The organism is Silvimonas sp. JCM 19000, from assembly GCF_054652575.1.
The window spans coordinates 72,237-87,241 of record NZ_BAAIHC010000017.1; the positions used below are offsets into that span (position 1 = coordinate 72,237).

A 15,005-nucleotide genomic window follows, 5' to 3' on the forward strand; every position below is an offset into this window, starting at 1 on the left:
GAGCGGGCATGATGGATCAGATGCGGCGCGGTACAATGCGCCGCATGACTGATCTGGTATATCTCAACGGCTATCCGCCGCACGTGCTGGAACGCGTGAGCGCCATGCTCTCGGAGGGCACGCTGGCGCCCTGGCTGGCGCAACGCTATCCCGAAAAGCACAGCGTGCAGACCGACAAGGCGCTGTACGACTTCGCCATCGAACTGAAACAACGCTATCTAAAGAACGCCGCGCCGCTGGCCAAGGTACTGTTTGATAACCAGATGGTGCTGGCCGGCGGCACGCTGGGCACCAACACCTTTGCCGCGCGCGTGCAGGGCGGCAATCTCAAACGCAAAAACGAAATCCGCATCGCCAGCCTGTTCCGCCAGGCGCCACCGGAATTTCTGCGCATGATCGTCGTGCACGAACTGGCGCATCTCAAAGAAAAAGACCACAACAAAGCGTTTTATCAGCTGTGCAGCCATATGGAACCGGACTACCACCAGCTGGAGTTTGATCTGCGGCTATGGCTGACGCTGCGTTAGCGGCCCCCCAAAAAAAACACCGTCTGCAGAGGCAGACGGTGTTTTGCAATGCTGTGGGGCTGACCGCAGCGCGGCAGCCCAACAACCTTGATCAGTTCTTGGATTGATCAACCAGCTTGTTCTTGGCAATCCACGGCATCATGCCACGCAGTTGCGCGCCCACCTTCTCGATCGGGTGCTCCGCGTTCAGGCGACGACGCGCGGTCATGGCCGGGTAGTTGGTTTTGCCTTCCAGGATGAACTGCTTGGCGTATTCGCCCGACTGGATGCGATACAGCGCTTTCTTCATGGCTTCTTTGGTCGCAGCGGTCACGACTTCCGGGCCAGTCAGATATTCGCCGTATTCAGCGTTGTTGCTGATCGAGTAGTTCATGTTGGCGATGCCGCCTTCGTACATCAGATCAACAATCAGCTTCAGTTCGTGCAGGCATTCAAAGTAAGCCATTTCCGGGGCGTAGCCGGCTTCGGTCAGGGTTTCGAAGCCTGCCTTCACCAGTTCAACCGCACCGCCACACAGCACGGCTTGTTCGCCGAACAGATCGGTCTCGGTTTCTTCGCGGAAGTTGGTTTCGATCACGCCGCCTTTGGTGCCGCCGTTGGCTGCGGCGTACGACAGCGCCACGTCACGCGCCTTGCCCGACTTGTCCTGGTACACCGCGATCAGGCTCGGCACGCCGCCGCCTTTCAGGTATTCCGAACGCACGGTGTGGCCCGGGCCTTTCGGGGCAACCATGATCACGTCCAGATCCGCGCGCGGCACGATCTGGTTGTAATGCACGTTAAAGCCGTGAGCAAACGCCAGCGCGGCGCCTTGCTTGATGTTCGGCTCGATGTCGTTTTTGTACACGTCGGGCTGGTTTTCGTCCGGCAGCAGAATCATGACCACGTCAGCGGCTTTGACGGCTTCGGCCACTTCTTTAACCACCAGGCCGGCGTTCTCGGCCTTGGACCACGAAGCGCCATTCTTGCGCAGACCGATGGTGACGTTAACGCCGCTGTCTTTCAGGTTCAGCGCGTGGGCATGGCCTTGCGAACCGTAGCCGACGATGGTGACTTGTTTACCCTTGATCAGGGAGATGTCGGCGTCTTTATCGTAGAAAACTTTCATTGTGTAGTGCTCCTGACTTGGCTTTGTGAGACGTGAGGTGGCCGCGCGGCATGCCGCACGGCGAACGCCTCACTCAGATTTTAAGAATGCGTTCACCGCGGCCGATGCCCGAGGCGCCGGTGCGGACGGTTTCCAGAATAACGGTGCTATCGATCGCCTTGATGAAGGCATCCAGTTTTTCACCGGGGCCGGTCAGTTCGATCGTGTAGGTTTTTTCAGTCACGTCGATGATGCGACCGCGGAAAATATCCGCCATCCGCTTCATTTCTTCGCGCTCTTTGCCGGTGGCCCGAACCTTGATCAGCATCAGCTCGCGCTCGATGTGCTCGGATTCGTTCAGGTCGATTACCTTGACCACTTCGATCAGCTTGTTCAGTTGCTTGGTGATCTGTTCGATCACTTCGTCCGAACCATGCGTAACGATGGTCATACGGCTTAGCGTCGGGTCTTCCGTGGTCTGCACGGTCAGCGAGTCAATGTTATAACCCCGCGCCGAAAACAGCCCGGTCACGCGGCTGAGCGCACCGGCTTCGTTCTCGAGGAGGGTGGACAGAATGTGGCGCATTGTTCGTCCCCTTAGCTCAGGTTGCCGTAGTCGCGATTGTTTTCAAAAGGCACTTGCTGATAGTCGCGCATGTGCGGCGGCAGATCCATCTGGTTAAGGCCACGGCCGTTCTGGATCATCGGGAACACGTTCTCGGTTTGATCCGTACGGAAATCAATAAACACCAGGCGTTCTTTCAGGCTGGGGCCAAACGCTTCTTTCAGCACCGGCTCGACATCGGCGGGGTTTTCGACCTTGAAGCCGACGTGGCCATAGGCCTCGGCGACTTTTACAAAGTCAGGCAGCGCATCCATATACGACTCGGAATAACGCGTGCCGTAAAAGAATTCCTGCCACTGCCGCACCATGCCCAGGTAGCGGTTGTTCAGGCTCAGCACCTTCACCGGCGTGTGGTATTGCTTGCAGGTGGACAGCTCTTGAATGTTCATCTGGATCGAGCCTTCGCCGGTCACGCAAGCGACTTGCGCATCGGGGTTGGCCAGTTGCGCGCCCATCGCGGCCGGCAAACCAAAGCCCATCGTGCCCAGACCGCCGGAATTGATCCACTGCTTGGGACGACGGAACTTGTAGTACTGCGCCGCCCACATCTGATGCTGGCCGACGTCGGATGTGACAATCGCTTCGCCGTTGGTGACTTTCCACAGCGTTTCAATCACGTGCTGCGGCTTGATCACCTCGGTGGACGGCGTGTACAGCAGGCTGTTGGGCTTGCGCCATTCGTTGATCTGCTTCCACCAGTTGGCCAGTGCTTCGGCATTGGGCTTCTGGCCGCTTTCGCGCAATTGCGCCAGCAGATCGGTCAGCACGTGCTTGACGTCGCCCACGATAGGAATGTCGACCTTGACGCGCTTGGCAATCGAGGACGGATCAACGTCGATATGGATAATCTTTTTGGGCGAGGCCAGGAACTGGCTGGGCACCGAAATCACGCGGTCATCAAAGCGTGCGCCGACGGCAATCAGCACGTCGCAATACTGCATCGCCAGGTTGGCTTCGTAAGTGCCGTGCATGCCCAACATGCCAACAAAATTGGGGTGGGTGCCATCAAGCGCGCCCAGGCCCATCAGCGTATTGGTGGTGGGCAGGTTCAGCAGATTGGCAAGATCAGTCACTTCCTTGCCCGCGCCGCCCTGAATGGCGCCACCGCCCACATACAGGAACGGACGCTTGGCTTCGGCGATCAGATTGGCTGCTTTCTTGATCTGACCCGGATGGCCTTTGGTAGGCGGGTTGTAGCTGCGGATGCTGACCGACGACGGATAGCTGAACGTGGTCTTGTTCATCGTGACATCTTTGGGGATGTCGATGACCACGGGGCCCGGTCGGCCCGTTGCGGCGATATGGAACGCCTTCTTGAAGGTCGTGGCCAGATCGCGAATATCTTTGACCAGGAAGTTGTGTTTAACGATCGGGCGCGAACAGCCGACCATATCCACTTCCTGGAAGGCATCGAGGCCGATGGCATTGGTGCCCACCTGGCCCGAAATCACCACCAGCGGAATCGAATCCATGTATGCGGTGGCAATGCCGGTCAGCGCATTGGTAGCGCCCGGGCCGCTGGTGACCAGCGCCACGCCGACTTTGTTGCTGGAGCGCGAATAAGCATCAGCGGCATGCACCGCGGCTTGTTCGTGGCGCACCAGCACGTGTTTGAATACCTCTTGCTTGAAGATGGCATCGTAAATTTCAAGAACGGCGCCGCCAGGATAGCCGAAGACGAATTCAACGCCTTCTTCCTGCAGACAGCGCGTTACGATCTCTGCGCCCGAAATCTCCATGGGTCAACCTTTGTGCGAACGAGTTAACGATGTCGGGATCGCAGGGACGACGGCGCAAATGGGCAACACGGTTACATGATGTGAACGCGGTGTGCGACAACAAATACGCCAGGAATGACCCGCGCATGGCTGGATGCAATGTATGTATTCCATCACGACCAGGTGCATGCGTTGCGATCCTGATTGATGTACCGGGCTTGCCGCCGTCAAAGAGCTACGCAAAAGGTCAAGGCCATGGCCGTGAAGGCATAACACGCGATGCAGACGTGCAAACGGGCGGGTGTGCCAGTGTGCGTATCAGCGGCGAATTGCGACTTCGAAAACCACGGAGTAACCGTTTTGCAACCCTACATGCAAGGCTTGTGGCCCGCAAAAGTGACGACCAGATAAAAAGTGCGCTGGCGGTTGCCGTTCGGCGCGGGCGGGCTGAGTAGGCCCGAACGCTTTAAAAGACTGGGTGTAGAACCCCAGACGCTACCAAAACGCACCAGATGTGGCAAGCTTTTCAATTTTGCGTGTGTATCGCGCACCAGCGCAGGGCGGTCATCGGCGGCAGCCGCCGTCTGCCGGAGCCCCGGAATAAACAAAGGACACGGCCTGGGCCGTTTGTTACCATTCGCGCCTGTTTCAATTTACTGAGTGCCTGGTGCCGATGTCGCCAGGGTTCGGGTTGACGCGCCACGGAGACGTATTCTGAAAGGGACGGACAAGCTCGCGGCATTTCTGGCCGAGGTAGAACGCCGCGCATTCAAGCAGGCGTACTATGCCGTTCAGGACGAAGACGCCGCGCTCGATATCGTGCAGGACGCCATGATGCGACTGGCCGAGCGCTATGCACACAAGCCGCCCGAAGAATGGCCGATGCTGTTTCAGCGCATCTTGCAAAACGCCATCCGGGATCATTTCCGTCGGCAAAAGGTGCGTGGTTTCTGGGTAACGCTGTTTTCGGCGTTTGAGAGCAAGGATGACGACGGCGACGCCGGTGATCCGCTGGAATGGCTGCCCAACCAGGAACAGGCGCCCAGCCCGCAAGACGAGCACGAACAGGCTCGCACCATGGCCGCCATCGAAGACGCCGTGGCACAACTGCCAGCCCGTCAACGTGAGGCCTTCATGCTGCGTTATTGGGAAGAACTCGACGTTGCCGAAACCGCAGCCGCAATGGGCTGTTCGGAAGGCAGCGTCAAGACGCATTGTTCCCGCGCGACACACGCGCTGGCGCAACGGCTCAAGCAGCAAGGTATCGTTTGGTCAGGCATACGGGGAGGGACCTGAGATGGAACGTCCGTCTGGAACAGAACACGAATTCGGTCGAAAAGTGGCGTCGGTGCTGGATAACAGCCCGCTGTCCGCCCACGCGCAAACGCGGCTGGCGCAAGCCCGCCAGGCGGCGGTGGCGCATGCGGCCGCACGTCAACGTCGTCCGGTGCTGGTCAATCGCGTTGCGGGTTTGTCGGGCTGGATGTCTGACCGCTGGCATGCACATCCGGCCGCCTGGAGCGCGGGTGTGGCGTTTGCCGTGGCGCTGACTGTGGGCGGTTGGTGGCATCTGCAAACCGCAACTCCCGATCATGCACTCGATGTGCAACTGCTGGCGGATGAAGCCCCGCTGGATACCTTTACTGACGTCCGTTTCGAACAATGGCAAACCGCCCCAGATACCCTGCGCGATTAAATTTCGCTCGCCTCTCCTTGTTGCTGGCATTGGCTTTGCCGGCAGCGGCGTGGGCCGAGCCTTCGGACTGGCAATCGTTGACTCCCGCACAAAAACAGTTGCTGGCGCCCGTCGGCACGCAGTGGGATCAGCTGCCGGACGATTCGCAAGAGATGTTGCTGCATATCGCGCAGCGCTACCCCCAACTGAATGCAGAAGAACAAGCGCGGGTGCGTGAGCGCATCGGGCGCTGGGCGTCGATGACGCACGAAGAACGCGAACGCGCGCGGGAAAACTACAAGCGCTTTAAAGCCATGTCGCCCGAGGCCCGGGCGCGCGTGGTGCAACAAGTCAAAGGCCATCAGGGGAAAACACGTTGACCAGTTCGTTGCAGCAAACTTCCGCGCCGGTTCGCGCGGGCTGGTGGCGGCGTTTTTTTGCCTGGTGGTATGAAATCCTGCTGTTGATTCCGGTGTTGTTGATTGTGGCGCTGATTTACCAGGGCCTGTTTGCCTTGCTGACGCAATTGCCGGTGGACCAGCTCTCGCAAAGCCGACCGGCATCGTGGGGATTGTTTGTGGCCTTGCTGGCCAGCATGCTGGCCTATTTTGGCCTGTGCTGGCAGCGCGGCGGGCAGACGTTGGCCATGAAAGCCTGGCGTATCCGCATTGTCGACAGCGCGACCGGCAACTCGCCCGGTCGCCGCGCCATCCTGATCCGCTTTGGCGTGGCGCTGCTGTGCTTTGGTCCGGTGCTGCCGCTGACGTTTGGCGCCTGGCACAACGCAGCGTGGATACCGTGGGCGCGCTTGTCGCTGGCCTGGTGCATTCTGCCGTTTGTGTGGGCCTATCTGGATCGGGACCGCCAGTTTCTGCACGACCGACTGGCTGGCACCCGCTTATTGTTTGCGCCCAAACAACCACGCGCACAGCAGCAACAGCCCGCTGAGGCTTAAAGTCATCCAGTCGCCCCACACCACGTAGGGCGTGGTGCCGGCAAAGTTCTGCGCTTTGCCCTCCAGCACGCCGCGGCTGTTTTGCGGCAACTGGCTTAGCACATGGCCGCGCTCATCAATGATTGCCGTCACGCCGGTATTGGTGGCGCGCAGCATGTAGCGACCCGTTTCGATGGCGCGCGCTTGCGACATCTGCGTTTGCTGCCAGGCCGCCCATGAGCCATCAAACCACGCCAGATTCGACACGTTGACCAGCAGGGTGGCGTCGGGCAATGCCTTGATGATTTCGCGACCAAACGCATCCTCGTAACACACATCCGGCGCCAGCCGCGTGTGCTTGCCGATCACAAACGGCGCTTGTTCTGCTGCGCCCGAGGTAAAGCCGGACAGCGGCATATTCAGATAGTGATACATCCAGCCAAACAACCACGGCAGCGGCACAAATTCGCCAAACGGCACCAGATGGCGCTTGCTGTACATCGGCAGTTTCGGGTTGGTCAGCACCGTCACCGAGTTGTAGTACTCCTCGGCATGCGGGCCCGATAGCGGTACGCCCGTCACCAGCGTGCGCGGCTGCACCACTTTCACCAGCCGCTCGAGGTACCACGTCGGCGTATCGCTCATAAACGATGGAATGGCGGTCTCGGGCAGGATGACGATATCGCCCTGTGCTTGCGCGGTCAGATTGAGATAGGTGCGCAGATTGTCGAGATAGTGCGCCTCGGCCCATTTCTCATCCTGCGGGATATTGCCCTGCGCCAGGCTGACGCTGACCGGATCGCCGACCGGGTAGGTCCATTGCATCAGCATCAGCAGGCCGCCCAAGGCCCACACGCCCAGGCCGGTGGCCCAGCGTTCCCAACCGCGCATCGCCATCAAGGCGCCGAGCGACAGCAGCAACAAGCCCCCCGCGCCGTATACGCCCACCACCGGCAAATAGCCCACCAGCGGGGTCATCGGCACTTGCGAGTTGCCGACGTTGGCCCACGGAAAACCGGTAAACAGCCAGCCGCGCAGCCATTCAGTCAGCGTAAACAGTGCCGGCAAGCCCAGCGTCATGCGCCAGACGCGATGGCCAATCCAGCGCCGCGCCGCCCAGGTGGCCAGCGCGGGGAACAGCGCCATATACATCGACAGCAAAAACACACAGCCTGCCGCCATCAACGCAGGCATGCCGCCAAACGTGTGCAGGCTGATGTAAATCCAGTAGATATTGGCGCAGAAAAAACCGAGGCCCCATGCATAACCCAAGGCCAATGCGCGTTTGGCGCTGCCCGCCTGGCCGATGCTCCAGCTCAGCGCGGCCAGCGCCAGCCACATCAAGGGAAACGCATTAATCGGCGCAAACGACAGCACGGACAAGGCACCCACGGCGGCCAGCGCGGCGGGCAATACAAACGGGCGGAGGGAGAGGCGCATAAAGATCTTGTGAAGGCGGCCCCCGCAGCAGGGCGGGGGCATCAAGCCATCGGGGCGGTCAGTCGTCGCCCACGGTGGGAGTAAATTGCGGGATTTTTTCGATCAGCACGCTGTGCACGCGACGGCTATCGGCGCGCACGATCTGAAAGCGATAGCCATCAAAGGCAATGGCTTCGCCACGCTTGGGCACGTGGCCAAACTTGTTGGTGACCAGGCCGGCGACGGTATCGAATTCTTCGTCATTAAAGCTGGCGCCGATGGCTTCGTTCAGGTCGCCAATCTCGGTGCCGCCTTTGACGCGCCAATGGCCACGCCGATCCAGCACCACGTTGTCTTCCGATTCGTCGTAGTCGTATTCGTCTTCGATATCGCCGACGATCTGTTCCATCACGTCTTCGATGGTGACCAGCCCGGCCACGCCGCCGTATTCATCCACCACAATCGCCATATGGTTGCGATTGTTGCGGAAGTCCTTCAGCAAGACGTTCAGGCGTTTGGATTCGGGGATAAACACGGCCGGGCGCAGCATGTCGCGCACATCAAATTCTTCTTCCAGCGCGTAATACCGCAGCAAATCCTTGGCCAGCAAGATGCCCAGCACATCGTCTTTGCTGCCATCAATGACCGGAAAGCGCGAGTGCGCGGCTTCGATAACAAAGGGTACGAATTCGTCGGGCGGGGTGGAAATGTCGATCACGTCCATCTGGCTGCGCGGCACCATGACGTCGCGCACTTGCATGTCACCGACGTTGAGCACGCCTTCGATCATGGCCAGTGCATCGGCATCCAGCAGATGGCGCTCAAAAGCAGAGTGGAGAATATCGACCAGCTCGCCGCGGTTTTCCGGCTCGCGTAACAGAAAGTGGGTCAGGCGCTCCAGCCAGGAGGCCTTCGGGGCAGGGGACGGCTGCGCGTCGTCGTCCATAGGGCTTACAGCTCCGGATCAGTCAGATACGGGTCATCATAACCCAAAGAAATGACGATTTGCGTCTCCAGGGCTTCCATCTCTTCGGCTTCCTGGTCTTCCAGATGGTCATAACCTTGCAGATGCAACATGCCATGCACGACCAGATGACAGTAGTGCGCAAGCAGCGGTTTGCCTTGCTCGGCGGCCTCTTGGGCGACCACGGGCGCGCACAAAACCAGATCGCCCATCAACGGCAAGCCGGCAATCTCGGGCATGTCGCCGTCTTCGTCAAAGGTAAACGTCAGCACGTTGGTGGCGTAATCCTTACCGCGATATTCGCGATTAAGCGCGTGGCCTTCTTCGGCATCCACAATGCGCACGGTGACTTCGGCTTGCTTGACGCTGGGCCGCAATGCGGCTTCGGCCCAGGTTTTGATCTGCGCTTTGCCCGGCGCGTCAGTGGCCGTGGTGGCCAACTGCAGCGCCAGTTTCAGTTTCTTGCTCATTTCGGGTGATCGTCTTGATGGGTGGCTTGTTCGGCGCGGCGCTGGGCTTCGCGTTCGGCTTTGCGTTGGGCCGCTTCGGCGTCGCGCTGCTTGCCGGCGCGGTCATACGCGTCGACGATTTTCTGCACCAGCGGATGGCGCACCACGTCTTCGCTATTAAAGTAATGCAGCGCAATGCCACGCACGTCTTGCAGTACTTCTTGCGCATCGACCAGGCCGGATTTCTGGTTCTTGGGCAAATCCACCTGCGTCGGGTCGCCGGTGATGACGGCCTTGGAGCCAAAGCCGATCCGCGTCAGAAACATCTTCATCTGTTCCGGCGAGCTGTTCTGGGCTTCATCCAGAATCACAAAGCTGTGGTTCAGCGTACGGCCGCGCATAAACGCCAGCGGGGCGATTTCGATTACGCCGCGCTCAAACATCTTGGTGACCTTGTCAAAGCCCATCAGGTCATACAGCGCGTCGTACAGCGGGCGCAGATACGGGTCGACTTTCTGGATCAGATCGCCCGGCAGAAAGCCCAGCTTTTCGCCGGCTTCAACCGCCGGGCGCACCAGCACCAGGCGTTTGACCAGATCACGCTCCAGCGCATCCACCGCACTGGCCACGGCCAGATAGGTTTTGCCGGTACCGGCCGGGCCGATACCAAAGGTGATGTCGTGTTCCTGGATAGCCTTGATATACAGCGTCTGCCGCGGCGTACGGCCGCGCAGATCATTGCGCCGGGTACGCAGGATCGGCGTGCCTTCTTCTACGCCGCCTTCAGTCGACGGATTGGTCAGCTCGATAATGCCCAGTTGCACATCATCGAGGCCAAGTTCCTTGTCGGCTTCGTTGTAGAAGTGTTCCAGCGCGGTGACGGCCAGCTCCACTTTTTTGCCGGGGCCGCTGACTTTAAAGTGTTCCTGGCGGCGCGCGATGGTCACATCAAGCGCGTTTTCGATCTGCTTGATGTTCTCATCGAGCACGCCACACAGGTTGGACAGCCGGCGATTGTCTACCGGCGTAAACGAGACGGTTTGGGTATTCAAGAGGCGCTGGTTTCCGTAATCAAGACTTGCGTATTAATAAGGCGGATCAGTGACGACGTTGCGCGCGGCCGGGACGCTTGGTCGGCTCGGGCAGGCCGTCGTCATCGCCGTGCTGCTGCCAGTATTCGCGGATGGCCGGAATCACTTCGGGCAGCGCCTGGGCGATGTTGTGCTCAAACTGGGCCAGATCTTCGCCTTCGGCTTCAGCGGCATCGCGCGCTTCTTCATCGGCGCAATCCAGGATCGGCGCGATCAGGTTGCTGTTGTCTTCGTCGTCCAGCAGCGGCTGCCAGCCTTCGGCGTTGAGCGAGGTGCCGAGCATAAAGCCGTAGCACCATTGCTGCACGATATCGAGCTGACGTTCCTGGTCCACGTACACCATCGGGGTAAAGCTGGGCGGGTCTTGATTAAGCTCGTCCACCAACTGGTTGTACAGACGCAGGATCAGGCCTTCGATCTTTTCGCGCTGATGCGCGCTTTTCCATTTTGGCTGCTCACCGTGTTCGCCCCAGACCAGGCCAAACCAGCGCTCGGGCGGTAGTTCGGTAGGGCCGACCAGTTGCGCGGTCAGAAAGCCGTGCAGCATCGACAGATCCATCGACTGGATCGGCGCCAGGTCTGACTCCAGAAAAGTCGACAGTTCGTCCAGATCGGCTTCAGTCATTTGTGCGAGTAATTCGCTGTCTCTTGGCGAGGGCATGGCAATTCCTTGGTAATGAGGGGTTACAGCCCAAACAGACTGCGATGAAGTTTGACCACCACCTTGTGGATCGCCACTGGCTGATCAACCTGGCCGGTGGCGCGGTGGATGTCGCTCGGGAAAAACACACCAAACGAACCGGGGTAAAAATCGATCTGCGTTTCACGCGCCGGGGCGGCATAAAACGCCACGTCGTACTTCTCGCTCAGATCCTCTTCGATCTGCGTGCTCGCGTCTTTCTGCGCAACGCCATAACGCTCGGCCCCAGCCAGCAACCACTGGATGTCCACATGCCGGGTATGCGCTTCGGCCCGCTGCTTGTGCAGCGGCTCGGTGGTGGCGGTCTGGATCAGAAAGAACATGCGCGGATCATCGCCCAGCGCATAACGCCCTGCGGGCAAGGCCAGCAGATCGCGCTCGCGCAGCATCGACAAGGCGGTATTCACCGGCGCCGGAAAGGCCGCCTGCGTGTTTGACCAGTGATCGATTGTGCTGAGGATCATGAGCGTTATCAGATGGCGACGGTTTCGCGTGTGACAATCTCTCCGCGCAAACTATGCGGCAGGGCGTCGGTAACGCGCACATTAACAAAGGTATTGATCAGGCGCGGCGAACCGTCAAAGTTGACGATGCGGTTGTTGTCGGTGCGGCCAGCCAGCTGATTGCTGTCTTTCTTTGATACGCCTTCCACCAGCACACGTTGCACGGTGTTCAGCATATTGCGGTTCACATCGTCGGCCAGTTGCTGGATGCGCGCTTGCAGGCGCATCAGGCGTTTGGACTTGACGTCATCCGGCACATCATCGGCCAGGTCTGCCGCAGGGGTACCGGGGCGACGGCTGTAGATAAAGCTGAAGCTGGCATCAAACCCGACATCGTCGATCAGCTTCATGGTGCGTTCGAAGTCGTCTTCGGTTTCGCCGGGAAAGCCGACGATAAAGTCCGAGCTCAGGCAGATATCCGGACGCGCTTCTTTCAGTTTGCGCACCAGCGATTTGTATTCCAGCGTGGTATAGCCGCGCTTCATGTTCACCAGCACGCGATCCGAACCCGCTTGCACCGGTAGATGCAGATGGCTGACCAGCTTGGGCAGCTTGCGATAGCACTCGACAATGCGCGCCGTCATTTCACGCGGGTGGCTGGTGGTGTAGCGAATGCGTTCAATGCCCGGCACTTCGTGCACATATTCCAGCAACGTGGCGAAATCGGCGATTTCCGGCTCTTCGCCTTCTTCCGCGCCATCGAGGATCTTGCCGCGATAGGCGTTGACGTTCTGGCCCAGCAGCGTCACTTCTTTAACGCCTTGCTGCGCCAGGCCAGCCACTTCGGCCAGCACGTCTTCAAACGGACGGCTCACTTCCTGGCCGCGCGTGTACGGCACGATGCAGAACGAGCAAAACTTGGAACAGCCTTCCATGATCGACACAAACGCGGTCGCGCCTTCAACCCGGGCGGGCGGCAGATGGTCGAATTTTTCGATTTCGGGGAAAGAAATATCCACCTGGCTGCGGCCACTGGCGCGACGCTCTTCAATCAGCGCGGGCAAGCGATGCAACGTTTGCGGGCCAAACACCACGTCGACATAAGGCGCGCGCTTGACGATCTCGGCGCCTTCCTGGCTGGCCACGCAGCCGCCCACGCCGATCACCAGGCCAGGGTTCTGCGCCTTCAGATGCTTGATGCGGCCCAGATCGCTGAATACCTTTTCCTGCGCTTTTTCGCGCACCGAACAGGTGTTGAAGAGGATGACGTCCGCTTCTTCCACGTTGTCGGTCTTGGTCATGCCTTCGGTGGCGCCAAGCAGATCGGCCATTTTGTCCGAGTCGTACTCGTTCATCTGGCAACCGAAGGTCTTGATAAATACTTTTTTGCTCATGCTGATCAGTTCTGTTGATTCTTGAGTTGCTGCTTGATCAGCGCGAGCTCGTCGTCGCTGAGCAACCAGATTTTCCATACGTTGCCGTTGGCTTCGGTGGTGTACCAGATATTGCTGTTGTCCGGCACTTGCTGCGGGGCCAGCAGCAGGTTGTTGGTGCCATATACGCGGATGGCGGCGGCCACGGGCTGCGCGCTGCCGTCGATGGAAACGGCGTTCAGTTGGTAATGGTCGAGCACGCCAAGCTTGCCGTTGGCGGGCAACACACGTGCGGCAAAACTGAAGCTCGACAGCAGCAGGGTAGACAACAACAGCAGTAAAGCGAGGGGCTTGCGCATACCGTTATCCCGTTGAAAAACAGGTGATTTTATCACAATAAGCCAGCTTGCCTTTTCGCGCGTCGGCCCGGCCAGGCTACGCGTCAGAAATTTGCTGTGTCTGCCTAAGTGGGGGCGGTCGCGGCCAAAGCAACCGCTGGCGCTTAAACCAGGGCGCGGCCGGTCAGTTTTTGCAGCACGCCCAAAGGCGCGCGGCTGGGCTCAACCATGGCGTTGACCGGCAAAAACCAGGTCTGTTCCATCATGAACTGACCCGACATCACCGCATGCGAGGCGTGGTCCGAGAAGCAGATCCAGCCACAGCCGGGCGGAAACGGCATGGTTTCTTGCGGGCTGCTGCGCTGATATTCCATATCGGCTTTCATCGCGTCATGCAGATTGAGCATGATGTGATCGTAGGCGCTGCGCGGGCGCTTGGTAATCTTGAGCGCCGCCAGCACGGCCGCTGAGCCCGGCCACTGACGCGGCACGCGCGGCAATAATTTGCGCGCCATATCTTCAAACGGCTCGCCCACGCGCCAGACCCGCGGCGCACCATGCGGATTGATATTGGTGAACACACGCAGAATGCGTTCGCCATAGTTGGGCCGCGACGGAAACGCATCGACATGCAAACGGCTGTCATCCTTGCGCCACGAGGTTTGCCGGTTTTCGACCTGATGCAAACGCAAGCTGGTGGGGGCCGCACGTAACTGGCCCAGGTACTCGGGGAACAGACGCGAGACCAGATCGTTGGCCGCGTGTTGATAACGTTCGACCAGCCCGCGCACGGCAGACTCATCGGCGGGATTGAGCACGCCATGCAATTTGCCGCCAGCCGGATCCAGGCTGATGTTCTTGCGCTTGGGGTCGGCAATGGCGGGATCAAGCAAACGCAGCTCATCAGGCTGCAAGCTAAAGCCCAGCTTCGGAAAATACAAAACCTGACCCGATTCCGCCGCCGCCACTAATTGATCGCGGGCGGGCGCAAAGGAGGAACCGTAGTCGGTCACGGTAATAATCTGGCTGGGCATGGTTGCGTCGTAAGAAAAATCCTAATACCGGATTCTAGCCCCAGCCACGTGGCGCTGTAAGCCTCTGCCCATGTGCGTTTTGCCAAACCGGCTTGCGAATGGCACGCAGACCTACACGCGCTTGATCACTGCGCTGGCAACGCGCGGCGGCCGGCGCCAGCACAATTGGGGCATCCATTTCCGGGATGCAACATCATGGCCACCCATATCGACCACCTGCATACGCCCGCGCACCAACGCGCTGGTCGCGCCAACGCGCTCGACCCCCGCGCCACCGCCCAACCCAAAGCCCGGCTTGAAGCCGACTATGCCAGCGCCACCGCCAAAGTGGTGCCGCATGCCTGGAACGCCATCGGCGCCATCCTCACGGTTGCCTTGCTGGCGGCATTCGCAGCGATGTTTGCCGGTGAATGGCGCTTGAGCGTGGCGCACAGCCTGGTGGGGGTGCTGGCCTTTGCCGCGGTGGTACTGCAAATTCGCCATCTACGCCGCGATCGCGTACTGACGCAACGCAGAGAGAGCACCCGCGCCATGACCGGCGTGCTGGACATCATGGATGGCAGCCGCCCCGCCCCGCGTGGCCATAGCCGGATGACGGGTGACTGAACGCCGCCCCGGATTTGCGTAA

The 15,005-nt window shown here is 59.7% G+C and carries 18 protein-coding genes; 6 read left to right on the forward strand and 12 right to left on the reverse strand.

All coding sequences use genetic code 11. From position 1 onward, the window contains the following. Positions 1-44: 44 nt before the first annotated feature. Positions 45-527, forward strand: a complete 483-nt coding sequence (locus ACYQ1A_RS15145; RefSeq protein WP_053939803.1) for a M48 family metallopeptidase — start codon at positions 45-47, stop codon at positions 525-527. A 91-nt stretch (positions 528-618) separates the two neighbouring features. Here the strand turns inward: ACYQ1A_RS15145 and ilvC are convergent, their stop codons facing one another. The 3 genes from ilvC to ilvB form a co-directional block, all read right to left on the reverse strand. Next, positions 619-1,635, reverse strand: a complete 1,017-nt coding sequence (gene ilvC / locus ACYQ1A_RS15150) for a ketol-acid reductoisomerase (protein ID WP_053939743.1) — start codon at positions 1,633-1,635, stop codon at positions 619-621. 73 nt (positions 1,636-1,708) lie between these two features. After that, the gene (gene ilvN, locus ACYQ1A_RS15155; RefSeq protein WP_053939744.1) at positions 1,709-2,200 is read right to left on the reverse strand and encodes an acetolactate synthase small subunit; all 492 of its coding nucleotides are present in this window, start codon (positions 2,198-2,200) and stop codon (positions 1,709-1,711) included. A gap of 11 nt (positions 2,201-2,211) precedes the next feature. Next, positions 2,212-3,978 (reverse strand): biosynthetic-type acetolactate synthase large subunit, encoded by a 1,767-nt coding sequence (ilvB, locus tag ACYQ1A_RS15160; protein ID WP_499363285.1) that lies wholly within the window; start codon positions 3,976-3,978, stop codon positions 2,212-2,214. A 639-nt stretch (positions 3,979-4,617) separates the two neighbouring features. Here ilvB and ACYQ1A_RS15165 point away from each other — a divergent pair. Genes ACYQ1A_RS15165 through ACYQ1A_RS15180 form a run of 4 tightly spaced genes read left to right on the forward strand, consistent with a single transcriptional unit; the run spans position 4,618 to position 6,587 of the window. Continuing rightward, entirely contained in the window at positions 4,618-5,253 is a 636-nt protein-coding gene (locus ACYQ1A_RS15165) for an RNA polymerase sigma factor (protein WP_499363287.1), read from the forward strand. Position 5,254: 1 nt separating this feature from the next. After that, positions 5,255-5,653 carry a DUF3619 family protein gene (locus tag ACYQ1A_RS15170; protein WP_499363289.1) on the forward strand — a complete coding sequence of 133 codons (399 nt, stop codon included), beginning with the start codon at positions 5,255-5,257 and terminating at the stop codon, positions 5,651-5,653. A gap of 29 nt (positions 5,654-5,682) precedes the next feature. Further along, on the forward strand, positions 5,683-6,012 hold the full coding sequence (locus ACYQ1A_RS15175; RefSeq protein WP_499363291.1) for a DUF3106 domain-containing protein: 330 nt from the start codon (positions 5,683-5,685) through the stop codon (positions 6,010-6,012). After that, positions 6,009-6,587 (forward strand): RDD family protein, encoded by a 579-nt coding sequence (locus tag ACYQ1A_RS15180; protein WP_499363292.1) that lies wholly within the window; start codon positions 6,009-6,011, stop codon positions 6,585-6,587. The genes ACYQ1A_RS15175 and ACYQ1A_RS15180 overlap by 4 nt, the downstream gene beginning before the upstream one ends. Here the strand turns inward: ACYQ1A_RS15180 and lnt are convergent. From lnt to kdoO, 9 genes are all read right to left on the reverse strand, one after another. Continuing rightward, positions 6,531-8,006, reverse strand: coding sequence for an apolipoprotein N-acyltransferase (lnt, locus tag ACYQ1A_RS15185; protein ID WP_499363294.1), 1,476 nt, complete (start codon positions 8,004-8,006; stop codon positions 6,531-6,533). The two genes, ACYQ1A_RS15180 and lnt, sit on opposite strands and share 57 nt — an antisense overlap. 58 nt (positions 8,007-8,064) lie before the next feature. After that, the gene (locus tag ACYQ1A_RS15190) at positions 8,065-8,931 is read right to left on the reverse strand and encodes a CorC family transporter (RefSeq protein ID WP_499363296.1); all 867 of its coding nucleotides are present in this window, start codon (positions 8,929-8,931) and stop codon (positions 8,065-8,067) included. A gap of 5 nt (positions 8,932-8,936) precedes the next feature. Next, positions 8,937-9,419, reverse strand: coding sequence for an rRNA maturation RNase YbeY (gene ybeY, locus ACYQ1A_RS15195; protein ID WP_062221833.1), 483 nt, complete (start codon positions 9,417-9,419; stop codon positions 8,937-8,939). Then, on the reverse strand, positions 9,416-10,450 hold the full coding sequence (locus ACYQ1A_RS15200; protein WP_499363298.1) for a PhoH family protein: 1,035 nt from the start codon (positions 10,448-10,450) through the stop codon (positions 9,416-9,418). Before ACYQ1A_RS15200 ends, ybeY begins: the two co-directional genes overlap by 4 nt. A 46-nt stretch (positions 10,451-10,496) precedes the next feature. Beyond that, complete coding sequence (locus ACYQ1A_RS15205) at positions 10,497-11,150, reverse strand: UPF0149 family protein (protein WP_062221831.1); 654 nt, start codon at positions 11,148-11,150, stop codon at positions 10,497-10,499. A gap of 23 nt (positions 11,151-11,173) precedes the next feature. Beyond that, positions 11,174-11,653: a NanQ anomerase/TabA/YiaL family protein gene (locus ACYQ1A_RS15210; protein ID WP_499363300.1), complete on the reverse strand. Its 480-nt coding sequence runs from the start codon at positions 11,651-11,653 to the stop codon at positions 11,174-11,176. 8 nt (positions 11,654-11,661) lie between these two features. Beyond that, positions 11,662-13,026: a tRNA (N6-isopentenyl adenosine(37)-C2)-methylthiotransferase MiaB gene (gene miaB, locus ACYQ1A_RS15215; protein WP_499363302.1), complete on the reverse strand. Its 1,365-nt coding sequence runs from the start codon at positions 13,024-13,026 to the stop codon at positions 11,662-11,664. Positions 13,027-13,031: 5 nt separating this feature from the next. Continuing rightward, positions 13,032-13,364, reverse strand: a complete 333-nt coding sequence (locus ACYQ1A_RS15220) for a hypothetical protein (RefSeq protein ID WP_062221827.1) — start codon at positions 13,362-13,364, stop codon at positions 13,032-13,034. Between the two features lie 143 nt (positions 13,365-13,507). Then, positions 13,508-14,377, reverse strand: coding sequence for a Kdo hydroxylase KdoO (kdoO, locus tag ACYQ1A_RS15225; protein ID WP_499363304.1), 870 nt, complete (start codon positions 14,375-14,377; stop codon positions 13,508-13,510). A gap of 195 nt (positions 14,378-14,572) precedes the next feature. On the opposite strand from kdoO, the gene ACYQ1A_RS15230 reads away from it, so the two are divergent. After that, a complete protein-coding gene (locus ACYQ1A_RS15230) occupies positions 14,573-14,983 on the forward strand; it encodes a hypothetical protein (protein ID WP_499363306.1) in 411 nt (136 codons plus the stop codon). The last annotated feature ends 22 nt before the right edge of the window (positions 14,984-15,005 follow it).

Coding starts and splice junctions, on each gene's coding strand:
- ACYQ1A_RS15145 (WP_053939803.1), top strand. CDS start 45: ATGACTGATCTGGTATATCTCAACGGCTATCCGCCGCACGTGCTGGAA.
- ilvC (WP_053939743.1), bottom strand. CDS start 1,635: ATGAAAGTTTTCTACGATAAAGACGCCGACATCTCCCTGATCAAGGGT.
- ilvN (WP_053939744.1), bottom strand. CDS start 2,200: ATGCGCCACATTCTGTCCACCCTCCTCGAGAACGAAGCCGGTGCGCTC.
- ilvB (WP_499363285.1), bottom strand. CDS start 3,978: ATGGAGATTTCGGGCGCAGAGATCGTAACGCGCTGTCTGCAGGAAGAA.
- ACYQ1A_RS15170 (WP_499363289.1), top strand. CDS start 5,255: ATGGAACGTCCGTCTGGAACAGAACACGAATTCGGTCGAAAAGTGGCG.
- lnt (WP_499363294.1), bottom strand. CDS start 8,006: ATGCGCCTCTCCCTCCGCCCGTTTGTATTGCCCGCCGCGCTGGCCGCC.
- ACYQ1A_RS15190 (WP_499363296.1), bottom strand. CDS start 8,931: ATGGACGACGACGCGCAGCCGTCCCCTGCCCCGAAGGCCTCCTGGCTG.
- ybeY (WP_062221833.1), bottom strand. CDS start 9,419: ATGAGCAAGAAACTGAAACTGGCGCTGCAGTTGGCCACCACGGCCACT.
- ACYQ1A_RS15205 (WP_062221831.1), bottom strand. CDS start 11,150: ATGCCCTCGCCAAGAGACAGCGAATTACTCGCACAAATGACTGAAGCC.
- ACYQ1A_RS15210 (WP_499363300.1), bottom strand. CDS start 11,653: ATGATCCTCAGCACAATCGATCACTGGTCAAACACGCAGGCGGCCTTT.
- miaB (WP_499363302.1), bottom strand. CDS start 13,026: ATGAGCAAAAAAGTATTTATCAAGACCTTCGGTTGCCAGATGAACGAG.
- ACYQ1A_RS15220 (WP_062221827.1), bottom strand. CDS start 13,364: ATGCGCAAGCCCCTCGCTTTACTGCTGTTGTTGTCTACCCTGCTGCTG.
- kdoO (WP_499363304.1), bottom strand. CDS start 14,377: ATGCCCAGCCAGATTATTACCGTGACCGACTACGGTTCCTCCTTTGCG.
- ACYQ1A_RS15230 (WP_499363306.1), top strand. CDS start 14,573: ATGGCCACCCATATCGACCACCTGCATACGCCCGCGCACCAACGCGCT.